The organism is Streptomyces flaveolus (genome assembly GCF_000716535.1).
Lineage (GTDB): Bacteria > Actinomycetota > Actinomycetes > Streptomycetales > Streptomycetaceae > Streptomyces > Streptomyces flaveolus_A.
Genome location: NZ_JNWV01000029.1, coordinates 72,486 through 90,609, shown reverse-complemented (window position 1 = coordinate 90,609; position 18,124 = coordinate 72,486). Strand labels below are relative to the sequence as shown.

The window sequence follows — 18,124 nt, the reverse complement described above, 5'->3', positions numbered from 1 at the left end:
TCACCCTAGTTCCCCGCGCGGGTGAACACCGCGACGGTCCGCGCGGGCACGGTGAACGTGCCCGAGCCGGCCGCGTAGGCGGCGGTCTTCACCACCTCGTCGGCGCCCGCCGCCTGCACCGGGTGCAGCCGGTACGGCGTCCCGGCGAGGGCGCCGATCTTCTGCTCCTGCCGCTGCGGGGTGGCGTTGAAGACGACGACCAGGTCACCGAGGCGCATGGTGATCACGCCCGGCGTCTCGTCCTTCCCGGAGAGCGGGAACGACAGTTGCTCCTGCACCCGCGCGGCCGTACCGAGCGAGAACGCCCCCTCGGTCGTGCGGATCCTCAGCAGGTCCCGGTAGGCGGCCGAGGCGCCGGTGATCTGCTCGCAGCCGACCTTCACCGCGCTCAGCAGCGGCTTGGCGTGGTCCCACTTGGACTGGTTGTCGGCGGCCGGGGGCAGCCCGCGGCCGAAGCCGTTGCCGTCGGCGCAGTTCCAGTGGATGGCGTTGAACCAGTCGCCGCTGTCGAAGGAGTTGCGGTCCAGGGACTTCGAGCGCAGCAGGTCGGTACCCGCCTGGGAGAGCGCCGGGCCCTGGGAGAGGGCGGCCGTGGCCATCGCGAGGACCTGCATCCGGGCCCGGTCGGACGCGGAGGTGTCCTTCGGCAGCTTGTAGGTCAGCGCGTCGAACAGGGACTCGTTGTCGTGCGCGTCCACATAGGCGAGGGCGTCGCCGGGGGCGTCCGCGTACCCGGCGGGCGCGCCGTTGTAGTCGACCCCGGCGCCGGTCACCTCCTTGCCGTCGGTGTCCGTGAACCGGTACCCGGCCAGGTTGCCGGTCAGGCCGACCTTGATCAGGTCCTGGTAGTGCAGCAGGCGTGCCTTCTGCTCCTGCGTCGTGCCGTTGGCCGTGGACGCGTTGGGGTCGGTGTAGAGCCCGGACGCGAAGCCCTGGACGCCGGGGTCCTCGTCGAAGGGGCCGCCGCCGCGCACCGCGTCACGGGCGCGGTCGGAGAAGGTGGCGATGCCGGTGCCGGCCATGTTCGCCTGCGTGGCCTGCACGAACCGGGCGTCGTTCGCGACCTCGCCGAAGTTCCAGCCCTCCCCGTACAGGATGATCTTCTTGCCGTCGACGCCGTCCTTCTGTGGGGTCAGCGCGTCCAGGGCCTTGCGGACGGCCAGGATGTTGGCCTTCGGGTGGTGGCCCATGAGGTCGAAGCGGAACCCGTCGACCTTGTACTGCCTGGCCCAGGTGACGATCGAGTCCACCACCAGCTTGCCCATCATCGCGTTCTCCGGCGCGGTGTTGGCGCAGCAGGTGCTGTTGGCCACCGAGCCGTCGGCGAGGAGCCGCTGGTAGTAGCCGGGAACGATCCTGTCCAGGACGCTGGTGTCCGCCTGACCGGCGGCCGCCGTGTGGTTGTAGACGACGTCCATGACGACCCTGAGCCCGTCCTGGTTGAGCGCCTGCACCATCTCGCGGAACTGGACGGTACGGGCCGTGCCGTCCGGGTCGGTGGCGTACGAGCCCTCGGGGACCGTGTAGTGGTACGGGTCGTAACCCCAGTTGTAGGCGTCCTTGGCGGCGGTCTTCGCCACGCACTCCTGCTGCCGGTCGGAGTCGGCCGGGTAGGAGGCCAGGTCGCAGTCCGGCCTCGCCTGGTCGGCCTTCCGCTCGGGGATGGTGGCGATGTCGAACGCGGGCAGCAGGTGCACGTACGACGTCCCGGCCCCGGCCAGCGCCCGCAGGTGCCTGGAGCCGTCGCTGTCCTTGTCGGTGAAGGCCAGGTAGGTGCCCGGGTGCTTCGCGGTGCGGTCCTCGACGGAGAAGTCCCGGATGTGCAGCTCCTGGATCTGCGCGTCCTTCAGCGGTACGGCCTTGGGCTTGCGCAGCGCCGACCAGCCGGCCGGGGCGAGGGACGGGTCGTTCAGGTCCACGACGAGGCTGCGCTCGGAGTTCGCGGTGAGCGCGACCGAGTACGGGTCGGTGACCTTGTTGGTGACCAGCTTGCGGACGCTGGGCGCCCACACCTTGACGACGTACCGGTAGGGCTTGCCCTTCCAGGAGGCGGGGCCGGTGACGGACCAGACGCCGGTGGTGTCGTTCCGGTGCATCGGCACGGTCCTGCCGTCCAGGTCCAGCCGCACGGACTGGGCCGTCGGCGCCCAGACGGAGAGCGTGGGCCGGCCGTCGTGGAAGACCGGGCCGAGCTTCGCCTTGGTGGCACCGGGGTAGAGGTCGTCCAGCACACCGGCGATCTGCACGCCGGTCGCGGCCAGCACGGCACCGTTGGCGGCGCGCTGCGAGGCCACGAGCTGGCCCTTGACCGCCGCACGGACCCGGTCCCGGTCACGCGGGTCGACGGACCAGGCGGTGTAGTCCTTCAGGTGCGGGAACTTCGCCTTCTGCGCGTCGGTCAGCGCCGTCTTCTCCAGCCGGATCCAGCGCTCGTCGTCACTGGTCAGCGTCCCGTCCTCGACGGTGATCGAGCCGTCCCGGGAGTACAGCAGCTGGGTGGAGGCGGCGCCGTCGACGCCGTTCCAGGCGAGGGTGTTCCGGTCGATCCAGACCGCCTTGGCGGTGGTCGGGTCCAGCGCGGCGGCACTGCCGGCCGGCTGGGGCAGCAGGTACTGCTCCTGGCCGTTCAACAGCCACACCTCGTTGCCGGCTGCCTTGAGGTCCAGGGACTGGTCGGCCGGGAGATCCTTCTCGTCGCCCTTGTGGATGATGTAGCTGAGGCTGGTGGCACCCTCGGTGAGCGGCACCTCGAAGACCGCGCCATAGGCATCAGTCTTCACCGGCTCCAGCGGGTCCGACCAGTCGGTGGGGTGCGCGGCGCCCGTCCAGACGTGCAGGCCCCAGCCGTCGTAGTTCCCGTCGGCGCGGTGGTAGTGCAGGACCGCCTTGGCCTTGTCCTGGGCGGGATAGTCGGGCCGTTCGGTCCGTACCTCGGCCTTGCCCTGCTCGATCCAGACCTCACCCGTCCTGGTGACGTCGATGGACCGGTCGGCGGAGACGTCCTTGTCGCCGCCCTTGTCGATGACCAGGAAGCCGACGTTCGAGGCGCCGGGCTTGAGCTTGACGTAGGCGAAGGCGCCGTAGGCGTCCCGGCCCACGAAGGGGTGGCTGGCCGGCCAGTTCGTGGCCTCGCCGTCGGCGAGGTCGCCCCAGGCGTACAGGCCCCAGTCGGCGTAGTCCCCGTCCGTGCGCTTGTAGTGGACGATGGCGTAGTCCCGGGAGGAGGCCGTGGGGACCTCGGGCGCGGGCGGGGTGCCGGTGGTGCTGCTCGCCGTGGCGCTCGCGGTGCGCCCGGCCGAGTCGATGACGACGGCCTTGTAGCGCAGGGCGGTGCCGGCGGGCACGTCCCTGGCGAGGGTCTGGGTGACCTTGTAGGGGGCGTGGTCGGCGGAGCCGAGCGTCTTCCACGTGCCGTTGCCGACCTGGGCGGCGAAGACGACGCGGTCGAGCTGTCCGCCGGTGACGTCCGCGCTCAGCTCCACAGTGCCGGTGGCGCCGGGTGCGGGGGCCTTCAGGGTGAGGGACGGCTTGTCGGCGGGGGCGGCGAGCTTCCCGGTCGCCGCGTAGACGACGGCGGAACCGGCCGGGACGGTGACGGTGAGCTTCTTGTCGCCGTCCGTCCTCACGGTGCCGGTGGCGCCGTGGATGCCCCGGTACGACATGTCCGCGGACCCGGTCGCGAAGGTCGCCGTCTTCTCGGAGCCGGCGTTGTTGAAGGCGACGACGTACTCCTTGCCCGTCCGGGCGTCGGTGCGCGTGAAGGCGTAGACACCGGGCCCGTCGGCCGCGTACCGCTCGGTCTGCACTCCGTCGGTCAGGGCCGGATTGGCCTTGCGGAGCCCCGCGAGCGCGGCGATCCGCCGGTACAGCGGGGCCTTGGTGTCGTAGGCGGCGCTCGCGTGGGTGCGGTCGGTGCCGATCTCGTCGTCGTCCAGGTAGTCGGCGACCTTGGAGGCGAACATGGTCTGGCGGGCGTCCTTGTCGCCGCCGGAGCCGGTGAAGCCCTGCTCGTCGCCGTAGTAGACGACCGGGTTGCCCCGGCTGAGGAACATCAGCTCGTTGGCGAGCCCGTCCTTCTTCAGGATCTCGGCGTCGGTCGCCTTCGGGTTGTCCTGCTTCAGGAAGTACCCGATGCGGCCCATGTCGTGGTTGCCGAGGAAGGTGACCTGTTCGTAGGCGTTGGCCTTGTCGGTCGTGTACTTGTAGTCGTCACCGAAGACGCTCGTGAGCTTCCGCGCGCTGCCGCCCTGGGAGGCGTAGGCGCGGGCCGCGTCCTGGAAGGGGAAGTCGAGGGTGGCGTCCAGGCGGCCCTGGGTGACGTACGGGGAGGTGACGGCGGTGTCGGCGGAGTAGACCTCGCCGAACATGAAGAAGTTCTTCCGCCCGCGCTCGGCGGCGTACCGGTCCAGCGCGGTGGCCCACTGGGTCCAGAACTCCATGTTCACGTGCTTGACGGTGTCGATGCGGAAGCCGTCGACGGCGAAGTCCCGCACCCACCGCTCGTAGATCCTCTCCATGCCGTGGACGACCTCGGGACGCTCGGTCCACAGGTCGTCCAGGCCGGAGAAGTCGCCGTAGGTGGTGGACTCGCCGGCGTACGTCGAGTCGCCCCGGTTGTGGTACATCGTCGGGTCGTTGAGCCAGGCCGGGACCTTGCTCCCGCTCGTGACCCTCGGGGTGTACGGGAAGGAGGCGCCGGAGACGGCCGGGAACTTCCGGCTGCCGTCGGCGTAGTCGGCGTCGTCGAAGGGCTTGCCGTCCTTCGTCAGGTAGGGGAAGGCGCCCTTGGAGAGGTAGTCGTAGGACTTCTGCTCGTAGTCCACGACGTCGGCGGTGTGGTTGGTGATGACGTCGAAGAAGACCTTCATTCCCTTGGCGTGGGCCTTGGAGATGAGGGACTTGAGGTCGTCGTTGGTGCCGAAGTGCGGGTCGACCTGGGTGAAGTCGGTGATCCAGTAACCGTGGTAGCCGGCCGAGGCGTTGCTGCCGGTGCCCTGCACCGGGCGGTTCTTGAAGATCGGCGCCAGCCAGATGGCCGTGGTGCCGAGCCCCTTGATGTAGTCCAGCCGCTTCGTCAGGCCCTTGAGGTCGCCGCCCTGGTAGAAGCCCTTGTCGGTGGGGTCGTACCCGGTGGACAGGCGGGAGCCGGTCAGGCCGCCCCTGTCGTTGGAGGTGTCCCCGTTGGCGAAGCGGTCCGGCATGACGAAGTAGAACTGCTCGCGGGTGTCGTCGTGCCGGGCCGGTACGGCGGCGAGCTTCGCGTCCGAGGGGGGCGCGGGCGGGGTGGCCGCGTGGGCGGCCAGTGGCTGGAGCAGCGCGGCGGCGAGTGCTGTGGCGGTGACGGCCGCGGCCCGTCCGCGGTACGGGGTGCGGCGCCTGCGGGGCGCCGGCCATCTCGGTATCACAGGGGATGACTCCTTGCGAGGGTGGCTGAGGGTTTGCAGCAAGGGGCGTGAAACCTCCCGTAAGAGGTTTCACTCTCCGTCAGGCGGGTGCTAGCAGCTCGACTTGCCGGCGTAGAGCGCCAGGGCCGTGTTCGAGCCGAGGGTGGCGGTGAACTGTCCGCTGGAGTTCACGGTCACCGGGGTGTTGTTCTGGACGTTGCAGTACGTCCCGGCCGGGAGGGACGTCTGGTAGGTGCGGGTCAGGGACGAGGACTCGTGGTTGATCGCCACGTAGCCCTTGCCGCCGCGGCCGAACGCGATCGCGTTGTTGCCGTTGTCCCACCAGTTGGTGACCGCCTGGCCGCGGGTCGCGTTGCGGAAGGCGACCATGGACTTGATCTCCGGCCAGGCGTGCTGGCACTTCCAGCCGTCCTGCCAGCAGGCGTTCACCTGGCCGCCGTTGGGCGGGCCGGCGTCGGCGTCCGACCACTCGTAGCCCGAGTTGACGTCCGGTGCGCCGTACGGCCAGGCGAGCATGAAGACGTTGGCCAGGGTGTAGTTGGCGCCGCTCTTGTAGTTCAGCGTGCTGCCGTTGCGCTCGGTGTCGTGGTTGTCGACGAAGACGCCCGCGACCGAGCTGCCCAGATAGCCCCAGCCCTCGCCGTAGTTGTTGAGGTAGGCCAGCTTCTCGCTGGTGAAGACGCGCTTGAGGTCGTAGGCGTAGCGGAACTCCTGGACGTCTCCGTTGCCGGTGTACTCGGAGGGCTGGACCGCCTCGCCCGCGCCGTAGATGACCTCCTGCTTCCAGTATGCGGACGGGTTGGTCAGGCGGCTCTTGATGTTCGCCAGGTCACCGGCCGGTATGTGCTTGGCCGCGTCGATGCGGAAGCCGTCGACACCGAGGCCGAGCAGGTCGTTCATGTACCCGGCGATGGTCTTGCGGACGTACTCCTCGCCGGTGTCCAGGTCGGCGAGGCCGACGAGTTCGCAGTGCTGCACGTTCCAGCGGTCGGAGTAGTTCGACACCTGGGAGGTGCAGTCGTCGAAGTCGTAGACCGAGTACAGGCCCGGGTAGTCGTACTTCGTGTACGACGAGCCGCCGGTGCCGGTGCCGCTGCCCGCCGACATGTGGTTGATCACGGTGTCGACGACGACCTTCACACCGGCCGCGTGACAGGTGTTCACCATGTTCCGGAACGCCGTGCGGTCACCGAGGCGGCCCGCGATCTTGTACGACACGGGCTGGTACGACGTCCACCACTGCGCCCCCTGTATGTGCTCGGCGGGCGGGGAGACCTGGACGTATCCGTAGCCGGCGGGGCCGAGGGTGGTGGTGCACTCCTTGGCCACCGAGGCGTAGTTCCACTCGAAGAGGACGGCGGTGACGTCCTTGGTGCCGGGCGGGGAGGCCTCGGCGGCCGTCGGGGTCATGCCAACCAGAGCGGCGGCTGTGAGGGCGACCGCCGTGGGGAGGGTTCTGCGTGCCATGTGGGGTTCCTTCGACGTTGAAGGCAACTGGACCGCTGAAGGCGCTTGCTGAAATATTTCAGCAAGCTTGCGGTGACGCAGATGTTAAAGGCCCGCTGGCCGAAGCGCAGCGGGCCGTTGTGAACTTGATGCCAGAACTTTCAGACGGGGCCTCAGGACGGGCCCCGCGTCCGGCTGTCAGTCCGTCGTCGTCCACCAGACCGTGGTGTCGGCGGGCACCTTCGTCTCGCCGTCCGCCTCGGTCACCTCACCGCTGGTGAGGAGGACGCGGCCGTACGACGGGGTCGTCACCGACTCGCCCGTGGTGTTCGCGACGCACACGAACTCCCCGCGCCGGAAGGCCAGGACGCCCTCGGGCGCCCGCAGCCACTCCACCGCCTCCCCCGCGCCGAGGTCCGGGTGGGCGCGGCGCGCGCGCAGCGCGGCCCGGTACAGCTCCAGCGTGGAGCCGGGGACACCGGTCTGCGCCGCCACGCTCAGCTCGGCCCAGTCGGCGGGCTGCGGGAGCCAGCTTCCGCCGGTGCCGAAGCCGTAGGAGGAGCCCTCACGGGTCCACGGGATCGGGACCCGGCAGCCGTCGCGGAAGCCGTCCTGGCCGGCGCCCCGGAAGTACGCCGGGTCCTGGCGCACCTCGTCGGGCAGGTCCACGACGTCCGGGAGGCCCAGTTCCTCGCCCTGGTAGATGTACGCCGAGCCGGGCAGGGCGAGCATCAGCAGGGTGGCCGCGCGGGCCCGGCGCAGGCCCAGCTCCCGGTCCCCGGCGGTGCGGATCTGGGTGCCGAGGCCGGGCGGGTTGGCGAAGCGGGTCGCGTGCCGGGTGACGTCGTGGTTGGACAGCACCCAGGTGGCGGGGGCGCCGACCGGGCGCATGGCCTCCAGCGTGCGGTCGATGACCGTCCGCAGCTCCTCCGCGTCCCACTCCGTGCCCAGGTACTGGAAGTTGAAGGCCTGGTGCAGCTCGTCGGGGCGGACGTAGTTGGCGGTGCGCTCGACGGTCGGGGTCCACGCCTCGGCCACGAAGATGCGCTCACCCGCGTACTCGTCGAGGATCTTGCGCCACTGGCGGTAGATCTCGTGCACGCCGTCCTGGTCGAAGAACGGCATGACATCGTTGCCCAGCAGCTTGAGCTGGTCGTGGGCGCCGAGGTCGGGCAGGCCGTCGGCCTTGACCAGGCCGTGGGCGACGTCGATGCGGAAGCCGTCCACGCCCATGTCCAGCCAGAAGCGGAGGATGGAGCGGAACTCGTCGCCGACGGCCGGGTGGTTCCAGTTGAAGTCGGGCTGCTCGGGGGCGAAGAGGTGCAGGTACCACTCGCCGGGGGTGCCGTCCGGCTCGGTCACCCGGGTCCAGGCCGGGCCGCCGAAGATGGACTCCCAGTCGTTGGGCGGCAGTTCGCCGTTCTTTCCCTTGCCGGGGCGGAAGTGGTAGCGCTCGCGGAGCGGCGAGCCGGGCCCCTCGGCGAGGGCGCGCTTGAACCACTCGTGCTGGTCGGAGGAGTGGTTCGGGACCAGGTCCACGATGATGCGCAGGCCCAGCTCGTGGGCGTCGCGGATGAGCGCGTCGGCGTCCAGCAGGGAGCCGAACATGGGGTCGACGGCCCGGTAGTCGGCTACGTCGTAGCCGGCGTCGGCCTGCGGGGAGGCGTAGAAGGGGCTGAGCCACACGGCGTCGACGCCGAGGTCACGCAGGTAGGGCAGACGGGAGCGTACGCCCTCCAGGTCGCCCATGCCGTCGCCGTTGCTGTCGGCGAAGCTGCGCGGATAGACCTGGTAGATGACCGCGTCCCGCCACCAGTCGCGGCGGTCGGCGACGGTGACGGCAAAGTGGCGGGCCGGTGCGGCAGGCTGCTGCTGGCTCATGGCGTCCTTGATACGTAACTGGGGCATGTGGGCAGTCGGTGGGGTGCGGCGGCGAGGCGGGCCGCGGTGACAGCGGGGTCTGGAGGTCCCCCCGGGTCGAGCGAAGCCGAGAGCTGGGGGAGGCACCGCGGCCCGCCTGGTCGGTGCGGGCGTCAGCCCTTGGTGCCGCCGGCGGTGAGACCGGTGACGAGGTTCTTCTGCACGAGGTAGAAGAACACGGTCACGGGTATCGCGATCAGCACCGCGGTGGCGGCCATGTAGTTCCACTGGGCGTCGTGCTCGCTGACGAAGGTCTGCAGGCCGACGGCGAAGGTGTACTTGGAGTCGTCCAGCAGGAAGGTGGTCGCGAAGGCGACCTCGCCGACGGCGGTGATGAAGTTGTAGAACGCGGCCACGGCCAGGCCCGGGCGGGCCAGCGGCAGGATGAGCCGGAAGAAGGTGCCGAAGGGGCTGAGTCCGTCCACGCGTCCGGCCTCGTCGATCTCGAAGGGGATGGTGTCGAAGTATCCCTTGAGCAGCCAGGCGCTGTACGGCACGGCGGTGGTGCAGTTGACGAGGATCAGCGCCCAGTAGGTGTCGATGAGGCCGAGTTCGCTGAAGATCTCGTACATCGGCACGATCAGGACGGCGATCGGGAAGGCCTGGGTGAGCAGCAGGACCCACATGAGCTGCTTGTAGCCGGGGAAGCGCATGCGGGAGACCGCGTAGCCGGTGGTGGCGGCGACGAGGACACCGATGAGGGTCGTGCCGAGGGCCACGATCATCGTCGACTTGAACCAGTCGAGGAAGCCGGTGTGCTCCAGCACGAAGCTGTAGTTCGAGAAGGTCAGCTTGCTCGCGATCCCGCCCGGGTGGAGGTAGTCCTCCTTGTCCGGGCCGAGGGACAGGTAGAACAGCCAGGCCACCGGGGCCAGGGCGATCAGGCTCGCCACGACGAGGCCGCCGTGCAGCAGGGCGGCGCCGGCCGGGCCGCGCTCGCCGCGCCGGCGCACGCGGAGCCGGGGCGCGGGTGCGGGGGCCGGGGCGGTGTCGGTCTTGTCCAGGGTCGGGGTGCTCATGGCGGCGGCTCCTGCGGCGTCAGACGGCGAGCTGGTCATTGCGCTTCAGCCAGCGGAAGTAGAAGGAGGTGAAGACGGTCAGGATCGACAGCAGCAGCACGCCGTAGGCGGCGGACTGGGCGAAGTCGCGCGGCTGCTGGCCGAAGCCGAGCTGGTAGGCCCAGGTGACGAGGATCTGGGCGTCCGGGGCGGAGTTCTTGCCGAACAGCAGGAAGATGATGACGAACTGGTTGAAGGTCCAGATGATGCCGAGCAGCACGACGGTGGAGCTGACCGAGCGCAGGCCGGGCAGGGTGACGTGCCGGAACCGCTGCCAGGCACTGGCGCCGTCCATCTCGGCGGCCTCGTAGAGCGAGGAGTCGATGGACTGCAGGCCGCCGAGCAGGGACAGCATCATGAACGGCACACCGCACCAGGTGTTGACCATGATCGCCGCGAACCGCTGCCAGAAGGTGTCCTCGAGCCACTCCGGCTGGGGCAGGTGGAGAGCGCCGAGGATCTGGTTGAGCACCCCGGAGTCGGCGAGCATGATCCGCCAGGAGAAGACGGTGACGAAGGTCGGCACGGCCCAGGGCAGGACGAGCAGCAGCCGGTAGACGGTACGGCCGCGCAGCTTCTGGTTGAGCATGAGCGCGAGGCCGAGACCGATGCCGTAGTGCAGGGCCACACAGGCGACCGTCCAGAACACGGTCCACAGGAAGTGCGACCAGAACCGGTCGTACGCCGTCGGGCCGAACAGGATGTCCTGGTAGTTGTCCAGGCCGATGAACTTGTACGTGGCGTCGATGTGGTTGACGCCGATCGTGCGCGCCGAGTTCAGGCTGTTGGCGTCGGTGAGGGTGAGGTAGAAGCCCCGGGCCAGCGGGTAGCCCACGAGGACGCCGAGCACGACGACCACCGGGGCGATCATCGCGTAGGCGTACCAGTACTTCTGGAAACCGTTTCTGACGCGCTGCCCCAGCCCGGGCCGAGGCGCGCGGTCACCGCGGCGCTTGCCGGTCGCGCGGTCGATGGCGACTGTCATGGTTCGACACCTTCAAAAAGATCAAGGGGTTGGGCCGGGCACAGGGCGGTGGCCGTCGGATCCTTCCCCCCGTTCTCACCGGAAGGATCCGACGGCCACGCGGGCTTACTTGCTGAAGCCGCTGACCAGCTTGGAGATGGCCAGCTCGGCGTTGCCCAGGCCCTTGTCCAGCGACTCCTTGCCGCTGGCGACCTTGGGCAGCTCGGTGTCGAGCGGACCCCACAGGGAGCTGTACTCGGGCAGCGCCGGGCGGGGCTGGGCGGCGGCGAGGACGCCCTGGTAGCCGGCGATGCCCGGGTCGGCCTTGACCTTGTCGGTGTAGGCGTCGGAGCGGGTGGGCAGGGTGGAGTTCTTCAGGGCGATGGTCTCCTGGGACTGCGCCGAGGTCATGAACTTGACGAACTTCAGGGCCGCCGCCTGGTGGGCCTTGTCCGAGCCGGCGTAGACCGAGAGGTTGTGGCCGCCGGTCGGGGCGCCCGCCTTGCCGGTGGAGCCGGCCGGGACGGTGGCGATGCCGAGGTTGGACTTGTCCGTGAAGGCGCTGCCCTTGTAGAAGTTCGTGATCTCCCAGGGGCCCTGGATGATCGCGGCGACCTTGCCGTTGACGAACGCGTCCTGGATGTGGGCGTAGGCGTCGGCGGTGGCGTCGGCCTTGTGCAGGCCCTTGCCGGAGAACAGGCTCAGCCAGGTGCCGTAGCCCTTCTTGGCGGCCGGCGAGTTCACCGTGATCTTCTTGGCGGCGACGTCGACGGTGTCGGTGCCCTCGCCGTAGAGGAAGGTCTGGGCGTAGTAGGCCTGGGTGGAGCCCCAGTAGCCGTCGACCTTGGCCTTGTCCTTGATCTTGGCGGCGTCGGCCTTCAGCTCGTCCCAGGTCTTGGGGGCCTCGGTGATGCCGGCCTTCTTGAACAGGGCCTTGTTGTAGACCAGCGCGAGGGTGTCGGTGACGAACGGCACGCCGTAGGTCTTGCCCTCGTACTGGGCCTGCTTGATCAGGTTCGGCTCGAACTTGCCCTGGTCGGCGAGGGCCTCGGTGCCGTCGAGGGGCAGGAAGAAGCCCTTCTTGGCGAAGGCGGGGGTCCAGCCGACCTCGGAGCGCAGCACGTCCGGGGCGCCCTTGGCACCGGCCGCGGTGTCGAACTTGTTCTGCGCCTGGTCGAAGGGGACGTTGACGTACTTGACCTTGACGTCCTTGTTGGCAGCCTCGAACTGCTGGACCAGGGCCTTGTACGTCGGCGCCTCATTGGTGGCGTTGGAGGTGTCCCACCAGGTGATGGTGACCGGGCCGTCCGACTTCCCGCTGTCGCTGTCGCTCCCGCCGCACGCCGTCGCCGTCAGGGCGAGGGACGCCACCAGCGCGGAGGCCGCTATGCCACGCCGCATGAGTTCTCCTTGAGGGTTAAGCCCGAGTGGTACAGAGGACGGTCCCGTCCGCCCCTGCGACTTGCCGACTGCGCCGTTGCCGCGGCCGGGCGACTGGGAACGTAACAGCCATGTAAGCGTTGCGAAAGACCTTGCAGAAAAAAAGTGCAAGGGGACACGATGGTTACCCCGTCGTGACCAGCCGTCGACCGCGGCGCGACCCAGTGGCGCAGGCGCTGAGCGGCGATGACGACACTTGTGCAAGACTTGCAAGCTCTTGCCACCAAGAAACCCGAGGGAGCGCGATGACGCAGCAACCCACGGCAGGCCGTGCGCCCGCCCGCGCCCGGCGTCCGGCCGGTGTGCAAGGGGAGATACGACCGGTACAGTCCGGTGCCGTGACCACACGGCTTGCCGACATCGCTGCGCAGGCGGGGGTGAGCGAAGCGACCGTCAGCCGGGTCCTCAACGGCAAACCGGGAGTCGCCGCCACCACCCGCCAGTCCGTGCTCGCCGCTCTGGACGTCCTGGGCTACGAGCGCCCGGTACGGCTGCGGCAGCGCAGCGAGGGCCTGGTGGGCCTGATCACGCCGGAGCTGGAGAACCCGATATTCCCGGCCCTGGCCCAGGTCATCGGCCAGGCGCTGACCCGCCAGGGCTACACGCCGGTGCTCGCCACGCAGACGCCGGGCGGGTCGACCGAGGACGAGCTGACCGAGATGCTGGTGGACCGCGGGGTCGCCGGGATCATCTACGTCTCCGGGCTGCACGCGGACACCAACGCCGACATGCAGCGCTACGAGCGGCTGCGCGCGCAGGGCGTGCCGTACGTGCTGGTGGACGGGTTCTCGCCGAAGGTGCAGGCGCCGTTCATCTCCCCCGACGACCGGGCGGCGATGACGCTGGCGGTGACGCACCTGGTGTCGCTGGGGCACACCCGGATCGGGCTGGCGCTCGGGCCGAAGCGGTTCGTGCCCGTGCAGCGCAAGATCGAGGGCTTCGTCCGGGCGATGCAGGACCAGCTCGGGCTGCCCGCCCAGACCGTCGAGACGGAGCTGGTCCAGCACTCGCTGTACACCCTGGAGGGCGGTCAGGCGGCGGCGACGGCGCTGATCGAGCGGGGCTGCACGGCGGTGGTCTGCGCCAGCGACATGATGGCGCTGGGTGCGATACGGGCCGCCCGGCAGCGGGGCCTGGAGGTGCCCCGGGACGTGTCGGTGGTCGGGTTCGACGACTCACCGCTGATCGCCTTCACCGACCCGCCGCTGACCACGATCCGCAAGCCGGTCCCGGCGATGGGTCAGGCGGCGGTGCGCACGCTGCTGGAGGAGATCGGCGGGACACCGGCGCCGCACAGCGAGTTCGTGTTCATGCCGGAACTGGTGGTGCGCGGTTCCACCGCTTCGGCCCCGAATGTCCTCCGTACGTCGTAGAAGGTGCGCCGCGGACCCGACCTTGGGATGATCGGCCGAGGGAAGGCTTGTCTGGCAGACTCTGTGCCTATGAGTGACTCGACCGTGACAGAGCCGGAAGGTCGCGAGGAGGTGGCCGTTCCGCGGGCCGTCACGGGCGAGGTCCCACGGGGTCCGCTGGGCCGGCTGCGCCGGCCGAGGCGGCCCCGGCTGTGGTTCGAGATCCTTTTGATCGCGGTGAGTTACTGGACGTACTCACTGATCCGCAACGCCGTGCCGGAGCAGCGGGCCGCGGCGCTGCGCAACGCGGACTGGATCTGGCGCGCCGAGCACGCGCTGGGCATCGCCGTCGAGCAGTCGGTCAACCATGCGGTCAACTCGGCGCCTTGGCTCATCATCGGGATGAACTACTACTACGCCACACTGCACTTCGTCATCACGATCGGGGTGCTGGTGTGGCTGTACCGATGGCATCCCGGCCGCTACGCGGCGACCCGGATGGTCCTCTTCGCGACCACGGGTGTGGCCCTGGTCGGTTACTACCTGTTCCCGCTCGCACCGCCCCGGCTGATGCGCGGCGGGCACTTCGTGGACACCGTGATGGTGCACCACACCTGGGGCTCGATGGCCTCCGGCGACCTCAAGCACATGTCAAACCAGTACGCGGCGATGCCGTCGATGCACATCGGCTGGTCGCTGTGGTGCGGGCTGACGGTCTTCGCGCTGGCGTCGGTGCCGTGGGTACGGGTGCTCGGGCTGCTGTACCCGACGGCCACCCTGCTGGTGATCGTCGCCACCGCCAACCACTTCTGGCTGGACGCGGTGGGCGGTGTGCTCTGCCTGACCTTCGGATTCACGGTGGCGCGGGTGTGGTACGGCAGTCTGCCCTACGCCCTGCCCCGGCTGGTCCCGTCCAGGACCCCCGCGCCGGCTCAGGCCCTGTCGCCGTAGAACAGCTCCTCCACCACCGTGCGCGCCCGTCGGGTGGTACGGCGGTACGCGTCCAGCATGTCCCCGGCGTGCCCGGAGCCGTAGCCCAGGTAGCGGCCGACGGCGGCCAGCTCGCGCGGCTCGGTCGGGAAGGTGTCCCCGGCCCGGCCGCGCACCAGCATGACCGCGTTGCGCACCCGGGTGGCCAGCACCCACGCCTCGTCCAGGATCTCCGTGTCCTCGGCGGACAGCAGCCCGGCCTCACGGGCGGCGGCCAGGGCCTGGCGGGTGCGGGTGGTGCGCAGGCCCGCCTCGTGGTGGCCGTGGCGCATCTGGAGCAGCTGGACCGTCCACTCGACGTCGGACAGGCCGCCGGGGCCGAGCTTGGTGTGCAGCTTGGGGTCGGCGCCGCGCGGCAGCCGCTCGGACTCCATGCGGGCCTTCAGCCGGCGGATCTCGCGGACCCCGTCCTCGGTGAGACCCTTGGCAGGGTAGCGCAGCGGGTCGACCAGCTCGACGAACCGCCGGCCCAGCTCCGCGTCGCCGGCGACCGGCTCGGCCCGCAGCAGCGCCTGTGACTCCCAGACCAGGGACCAGCGGCGGTAGTACGCCTCGTACGACTTCAGGGTGCGCACCAGCGGGCCCGACTTGCCCTCCGGGCGCAGGTCCGCGTCGATCAGCAGCGGCGGGTCGGCGCTGGGCAGCTGGAGCAGCCGGCGCATCTCGGCGACGACCTTGTTCGCGGCGGCGGACGCCTCGTGCTCGTCCACGCCGTCCTGCGGCTCGTGCACGAACAGCACGTCCGCGTCGGAGCCGTAACCCAGCTCGTGCCCGCCGAAGCGGCCCATCCCGATGATCGCGAACCGGGTGGGCAGGGTGTCGCCCCAGCCCTCCCGGACCACCGCGCGCAGGGTGCCGGCGAGGGTGGCCGCGGTCAGGTCGGAGACGGCCGCGCCGACCCGGTCCACCAGGGCGCCCTGGTCGGCCTCGGCGGGGCTGGTCTCGGTGCCGTAGGAGCCGACGATGTCGGCGGCGGCGGTGCGGAACAGCTCGCGGCGGCGGACGCCACGGGCCGCGGTGACGCCCTGCGCGGCGTTCTCCGCGCGGCCCACGGCCGCCAGGATCTCCTGCTCCAGCGCGGCCCGCTGCCGTGGCGCGAGGCCGCCGCCGACCGCCGTGGGGCCCGCTCCGCTGCCGTCGCCCAGCAGGGCCACCGCCTCGGGGGCGCGCATCAGCAGGTCCGGGGCGAGGCGGCCCGCCGACAGCACGCGGGCCAGGTTCTCGGCCGCCGCGCCCTCGTCGCGCAGCAGGCGCAGGTACCAGGGGGTCTTGCCGAGCGCGTCGGAGACCTTGCGGAAGTTCAGCAGGCCGGCGTCCGGGTCGGCGGAGTCCGCGAACCAGCCGAGGAGGACCGGGAGCAGGGTGCGCTGGATCGCCGCCTTGCGGGTCACGCCGGAGGCCAGGGCCTCCAGGTGGCGCAGGGCGGCGGCCGGGTCGGCGTAGCCGAGCGCCACCAGGCGTTCACGGGCCGCCTCCGGGCGCAGCCGGGCCTCGCCGGGGGCGAGTTGGGCGACCGCGTCGAGCAGCGGGCGGTAGAAGAGCTTCTCGTGCAGCCGGCGTACGACGCCGGTGTGCCGCTTCCACTCGCGGTTCAGCTCGGCCACCGGGTCGGCGCGCAGGCCCAGGGAACGCCCGAGGCGGCGCAGGTCGGGCTCCGCCTCGGGCACGAGGTGGGTGCGGCGCAGGCGGTAGAGCTGGATGCGGTGCTCCATGGAGCGCAGGAAGCGGTACGCCTCGTCCAGGCGGGCGGCGTCCTCGCGGCCGACGTAGCCGCCCGCGGCGAGGGCCTGGAGGGCGTCCAGGGTGGTGCCGCTGCGCAGGGCGGGGTCGGTGCGGCCGTGCACCAGCTGCAGGAGCTGCACGGCGAACTCGACGTCGCGCAGGCCCCCGGGGCCCAGCTTGAGTTCGCGGTCGACCTCGGCGGCGGGAATGTTCTCCACGACGCGGCGGCGCATCTTCTGCACGTCCACCACGAAGTTCTCGCGGTCCGCCGCCTTCCACACGAGGGGTTCGAGGGCGTCGATGTACGCCTCGCCGAGCGCGGTGTCGCCGGCCACCGGGCGGGCCTTGAGGAGGGCCTGGAACTCCCAGGTCTTCGCCCAGCGTTGGTAGTAGGCGAGGTGGCTGCTGAGGGTGCGCACGAGGGGGCCGTTGCGGCCCTCGGGGCGGAGGTTGGCGTCCACCGGCCAGATGGAGCCCTCGACCGTGGTCTCCGAGCAGATCCGCATGAGGTGGGAGGCGAGCTTCGTCGCGGACCGGAGGGCCTGGGGTTCGGGGGTGCCCTCGGCCGGCTCCGCCACGAAGATCACGTCCACGTCGGAGACGTAGTTCAGCTCGTGGCCGCCGCACTTGCCCATCGCGATCACCGCCAGGCGGCAGGCGGCGGCGTCCTCCGGGGCCGCGCGTTCGGCGAGGGACAGGGCCGCGCGGAGGGTGGCGGTGGCCAGGTCGGCGAGCTCCGCGGCCGCCTCGGCGACGTCCGTGGTGCCGCAGACGTCGCGGGCGGCGATGGACAGCAGGCAGCGGCGGTAGGCGACGCGGAGCGAGACCGGGTCGGTGGCGTCCGCCAGGCCGCGCTCGAACTCCGCGACGCCCGGGTGGAGGTCGTGCGGCTCGTAGGTGACCAGGGCGTGCCAGTCGCCGGGGTGGCGGGCGAGGTGGTCGGCGAGGGCGGCGGAGGCGCCGAGGATGCCGAGCAGGCGGTCGCGCAGCGGCTTGGCCGCGATGAGGGTGTCCAGCAGTTCGCGGTGGGCGGTGGGACTGGGCTGGGCCTCCAGGAGGCGGACCAGGCCGTGCAGGGCGAGGTCGGGGTCGGCGGTGGCGCCGAGGGCTTCGAGGAGGACGGGGTCGTCGCGGACGGGGGCCAGTTCGGGGCCGTCGAGGAGGCGTTCGGCGGCGGACGGGTCGGTGAAGCCGTGCCGCAGCAGACGGGTGAAAGTGCTGCTTCTGCGCCCCGGCGTCATGTCCGTGGTCTCCCCTCGGATCTTCTGTCGTCCTGGCCAGAGCCTAACCGGAGGGGGGCGGGGTGGGGTGGGTTGCCGTCCGGCGTCTTCGGCGGGCGGGGCTTCGGGGGGGGCTTGTCGGGCGCGGGGCGGCGGCCTGGGCGGGTGCGGCTTCCTGAACGTGCCGGGGCGCGGTGGCGGGTCCCTGTCGGGGCGCCGTGCGGTGGGTCCGTGCCGGATGCAGTGCGGCGGCCCTAGCGTGCCGGGGCGCGGTGGCGGGTCCGTGCCGGAGCGCCATGCGACGGCCTGGGCGGGTAAGGCTTCCCGAGCGTGCCAGGGCGCGGTGGCGGGTCCGTGTCGGGCGCCGTGCGGTGGGTCCGTGGAGGGTGGCGGTCCTGTGCCTGCGGCGGCCGCTGCGGGTGCCTCGTGGCTTGGGTCGCGCCTGCCGTGGAGTGTGGGTCGGGGCCGCGCCGGGTGGTGTCCGTCCTCGGTCCGGCGGGCTGTCGCTCGTGCGGTACCGGGGTTATCGCCGGCCGCTGCGGGCGGACACCACCCGACACGTCCCCTTCCCGCCGTGCGCGGGCGCGGGCCCTCATGAGCTCCCGCT

Annotated in this window: 9 protein-coding genes; 2 read left to right on the top strand and 7 right to left on the bottom strand. The window is 70.8% G+C overall.

What is annotated here, in order from left to right; all coding sequences use genetic code 11:
* Positions 1–5 precede the first annotated feature (5 nt).
* The 6 genes from pulA to OO52_RS29585 form a co-directional block, all read right to left on the bottom strand.
* Positions 6–5,405 (bottom strand): pullulanase-type alpha-1,6-glucosidase, encoded by a 5,400-nt coding sequence (gene pulA, locus OO52_RS29610; protein WP_030656573.1) that lies wholly within the window; start codon positions 5,403–5,405, stop codon positions 6–8.
* A gap of 90 nt (positions 5,406–5,495) precedes the next feature.
* Entirely contained in the window at positions 5,496–6,872 is a 1,377-nt protein-coding gene (locus OO52_RS29605) for an alpha-amylase (RefSeq protein ID WP_030656571.1), read from the bottom strand.
* Between the two features lie 177 nt (positions 6,873–7,049).
* Positions 7,050–8,732 (bottom strand): glycoside hydrolase family 13 protein, encoded by a 1,683-nt coding sequence (locus OO52_RS29600; protein ID WP_030656569.1) that lies wholly within the window; start codon positions 8,730–8,732, stop codon positions 7,050–7,052.
* Between the two features lie 152 nt (positions 8,733–8,884).
* On the bottom strand, positions 8,885–9,790 hold the full coding sequence (locus OO52_RS29595; protein WP_030656567.1) for a sugar ABC transporter permease: 906 nt from the start codon (positions 9,788–9,790) through the stop codon (positions 8,885–8,887).
* Between the two features lie 19 nt (positions 9,791–9,809).
* The gene (locus tag OO52_RS29590) at positions 9,810–10,814 is read right to left on the bottom strand and encodes a carbohydrate ABC transporter permease (RefSeq protein ID WP_030656565.1); all 1,005 of its coding nucleotides are present in this window, start codon (positions 10,812–10,814) and stop codon (positions 9,810–9,812) included.
* A 105-nt stretch (positions 10,815–10,919) separates the two neighbouring features.
* Entirely contained in the window at positions 10,920–12,194 is a 1,275-nt protein-coding gene (locus OO52_RS29585) for an extracellular solute-binding protein (protein ID WP_030656563.1), read from the bottom strand.
* Between the two features lie 377 nt (positions 12,195–12,571).
* Between OO52_RS29585 and OO52_RS29580 the strand changes: the two genes are divergently transcribed.
* The gene (locus tag OO52_RS29580; protein ID WP_030656561.1) at positions 12,572–13,606 is read left to right on the top strand and encodes a LacI family DNA-binding transcriptional regulator; all 1,035 of its coding nucleotides are present in this window, start codon (positions 12,572–12,574) and stop codon (positions 13,604–13,606) included.
* Between the two features lie 69 nt (positions 13,607–13,675).
* On the top strand, positions 13,676–14,536 hold the full coding sequence (locus OO52_RS29575; RefSeq protein WP_030656559.1) for a phosphatase PAP2 family protein: 861 nt from the start codon (positions 13,676–13,678) through the stop codon (positions 14,534–14,536).
* Here the strand turns inward: OO52_RS29575 and OO52_RS29570 are convergent.
* Entirely contained in the window at positions 14,518–17,538 is a 3,021-nt protein-coding gene (locus OO52_RS29570) for a bifunctional [glutamine synthetase] adenylyltransferase/[glutamine synthetase]-adenylyl-L-tyrosine phosphorylase (RefSeq protein WP_030656556.1), read from the bottom strand. The genes OO52_RS29575 and OO52_RS29570 overlap by 19 nt on opposite strands.
* Between the last annotated feature and the right edge of the window lie 586 nt (positions 17,539–18,124).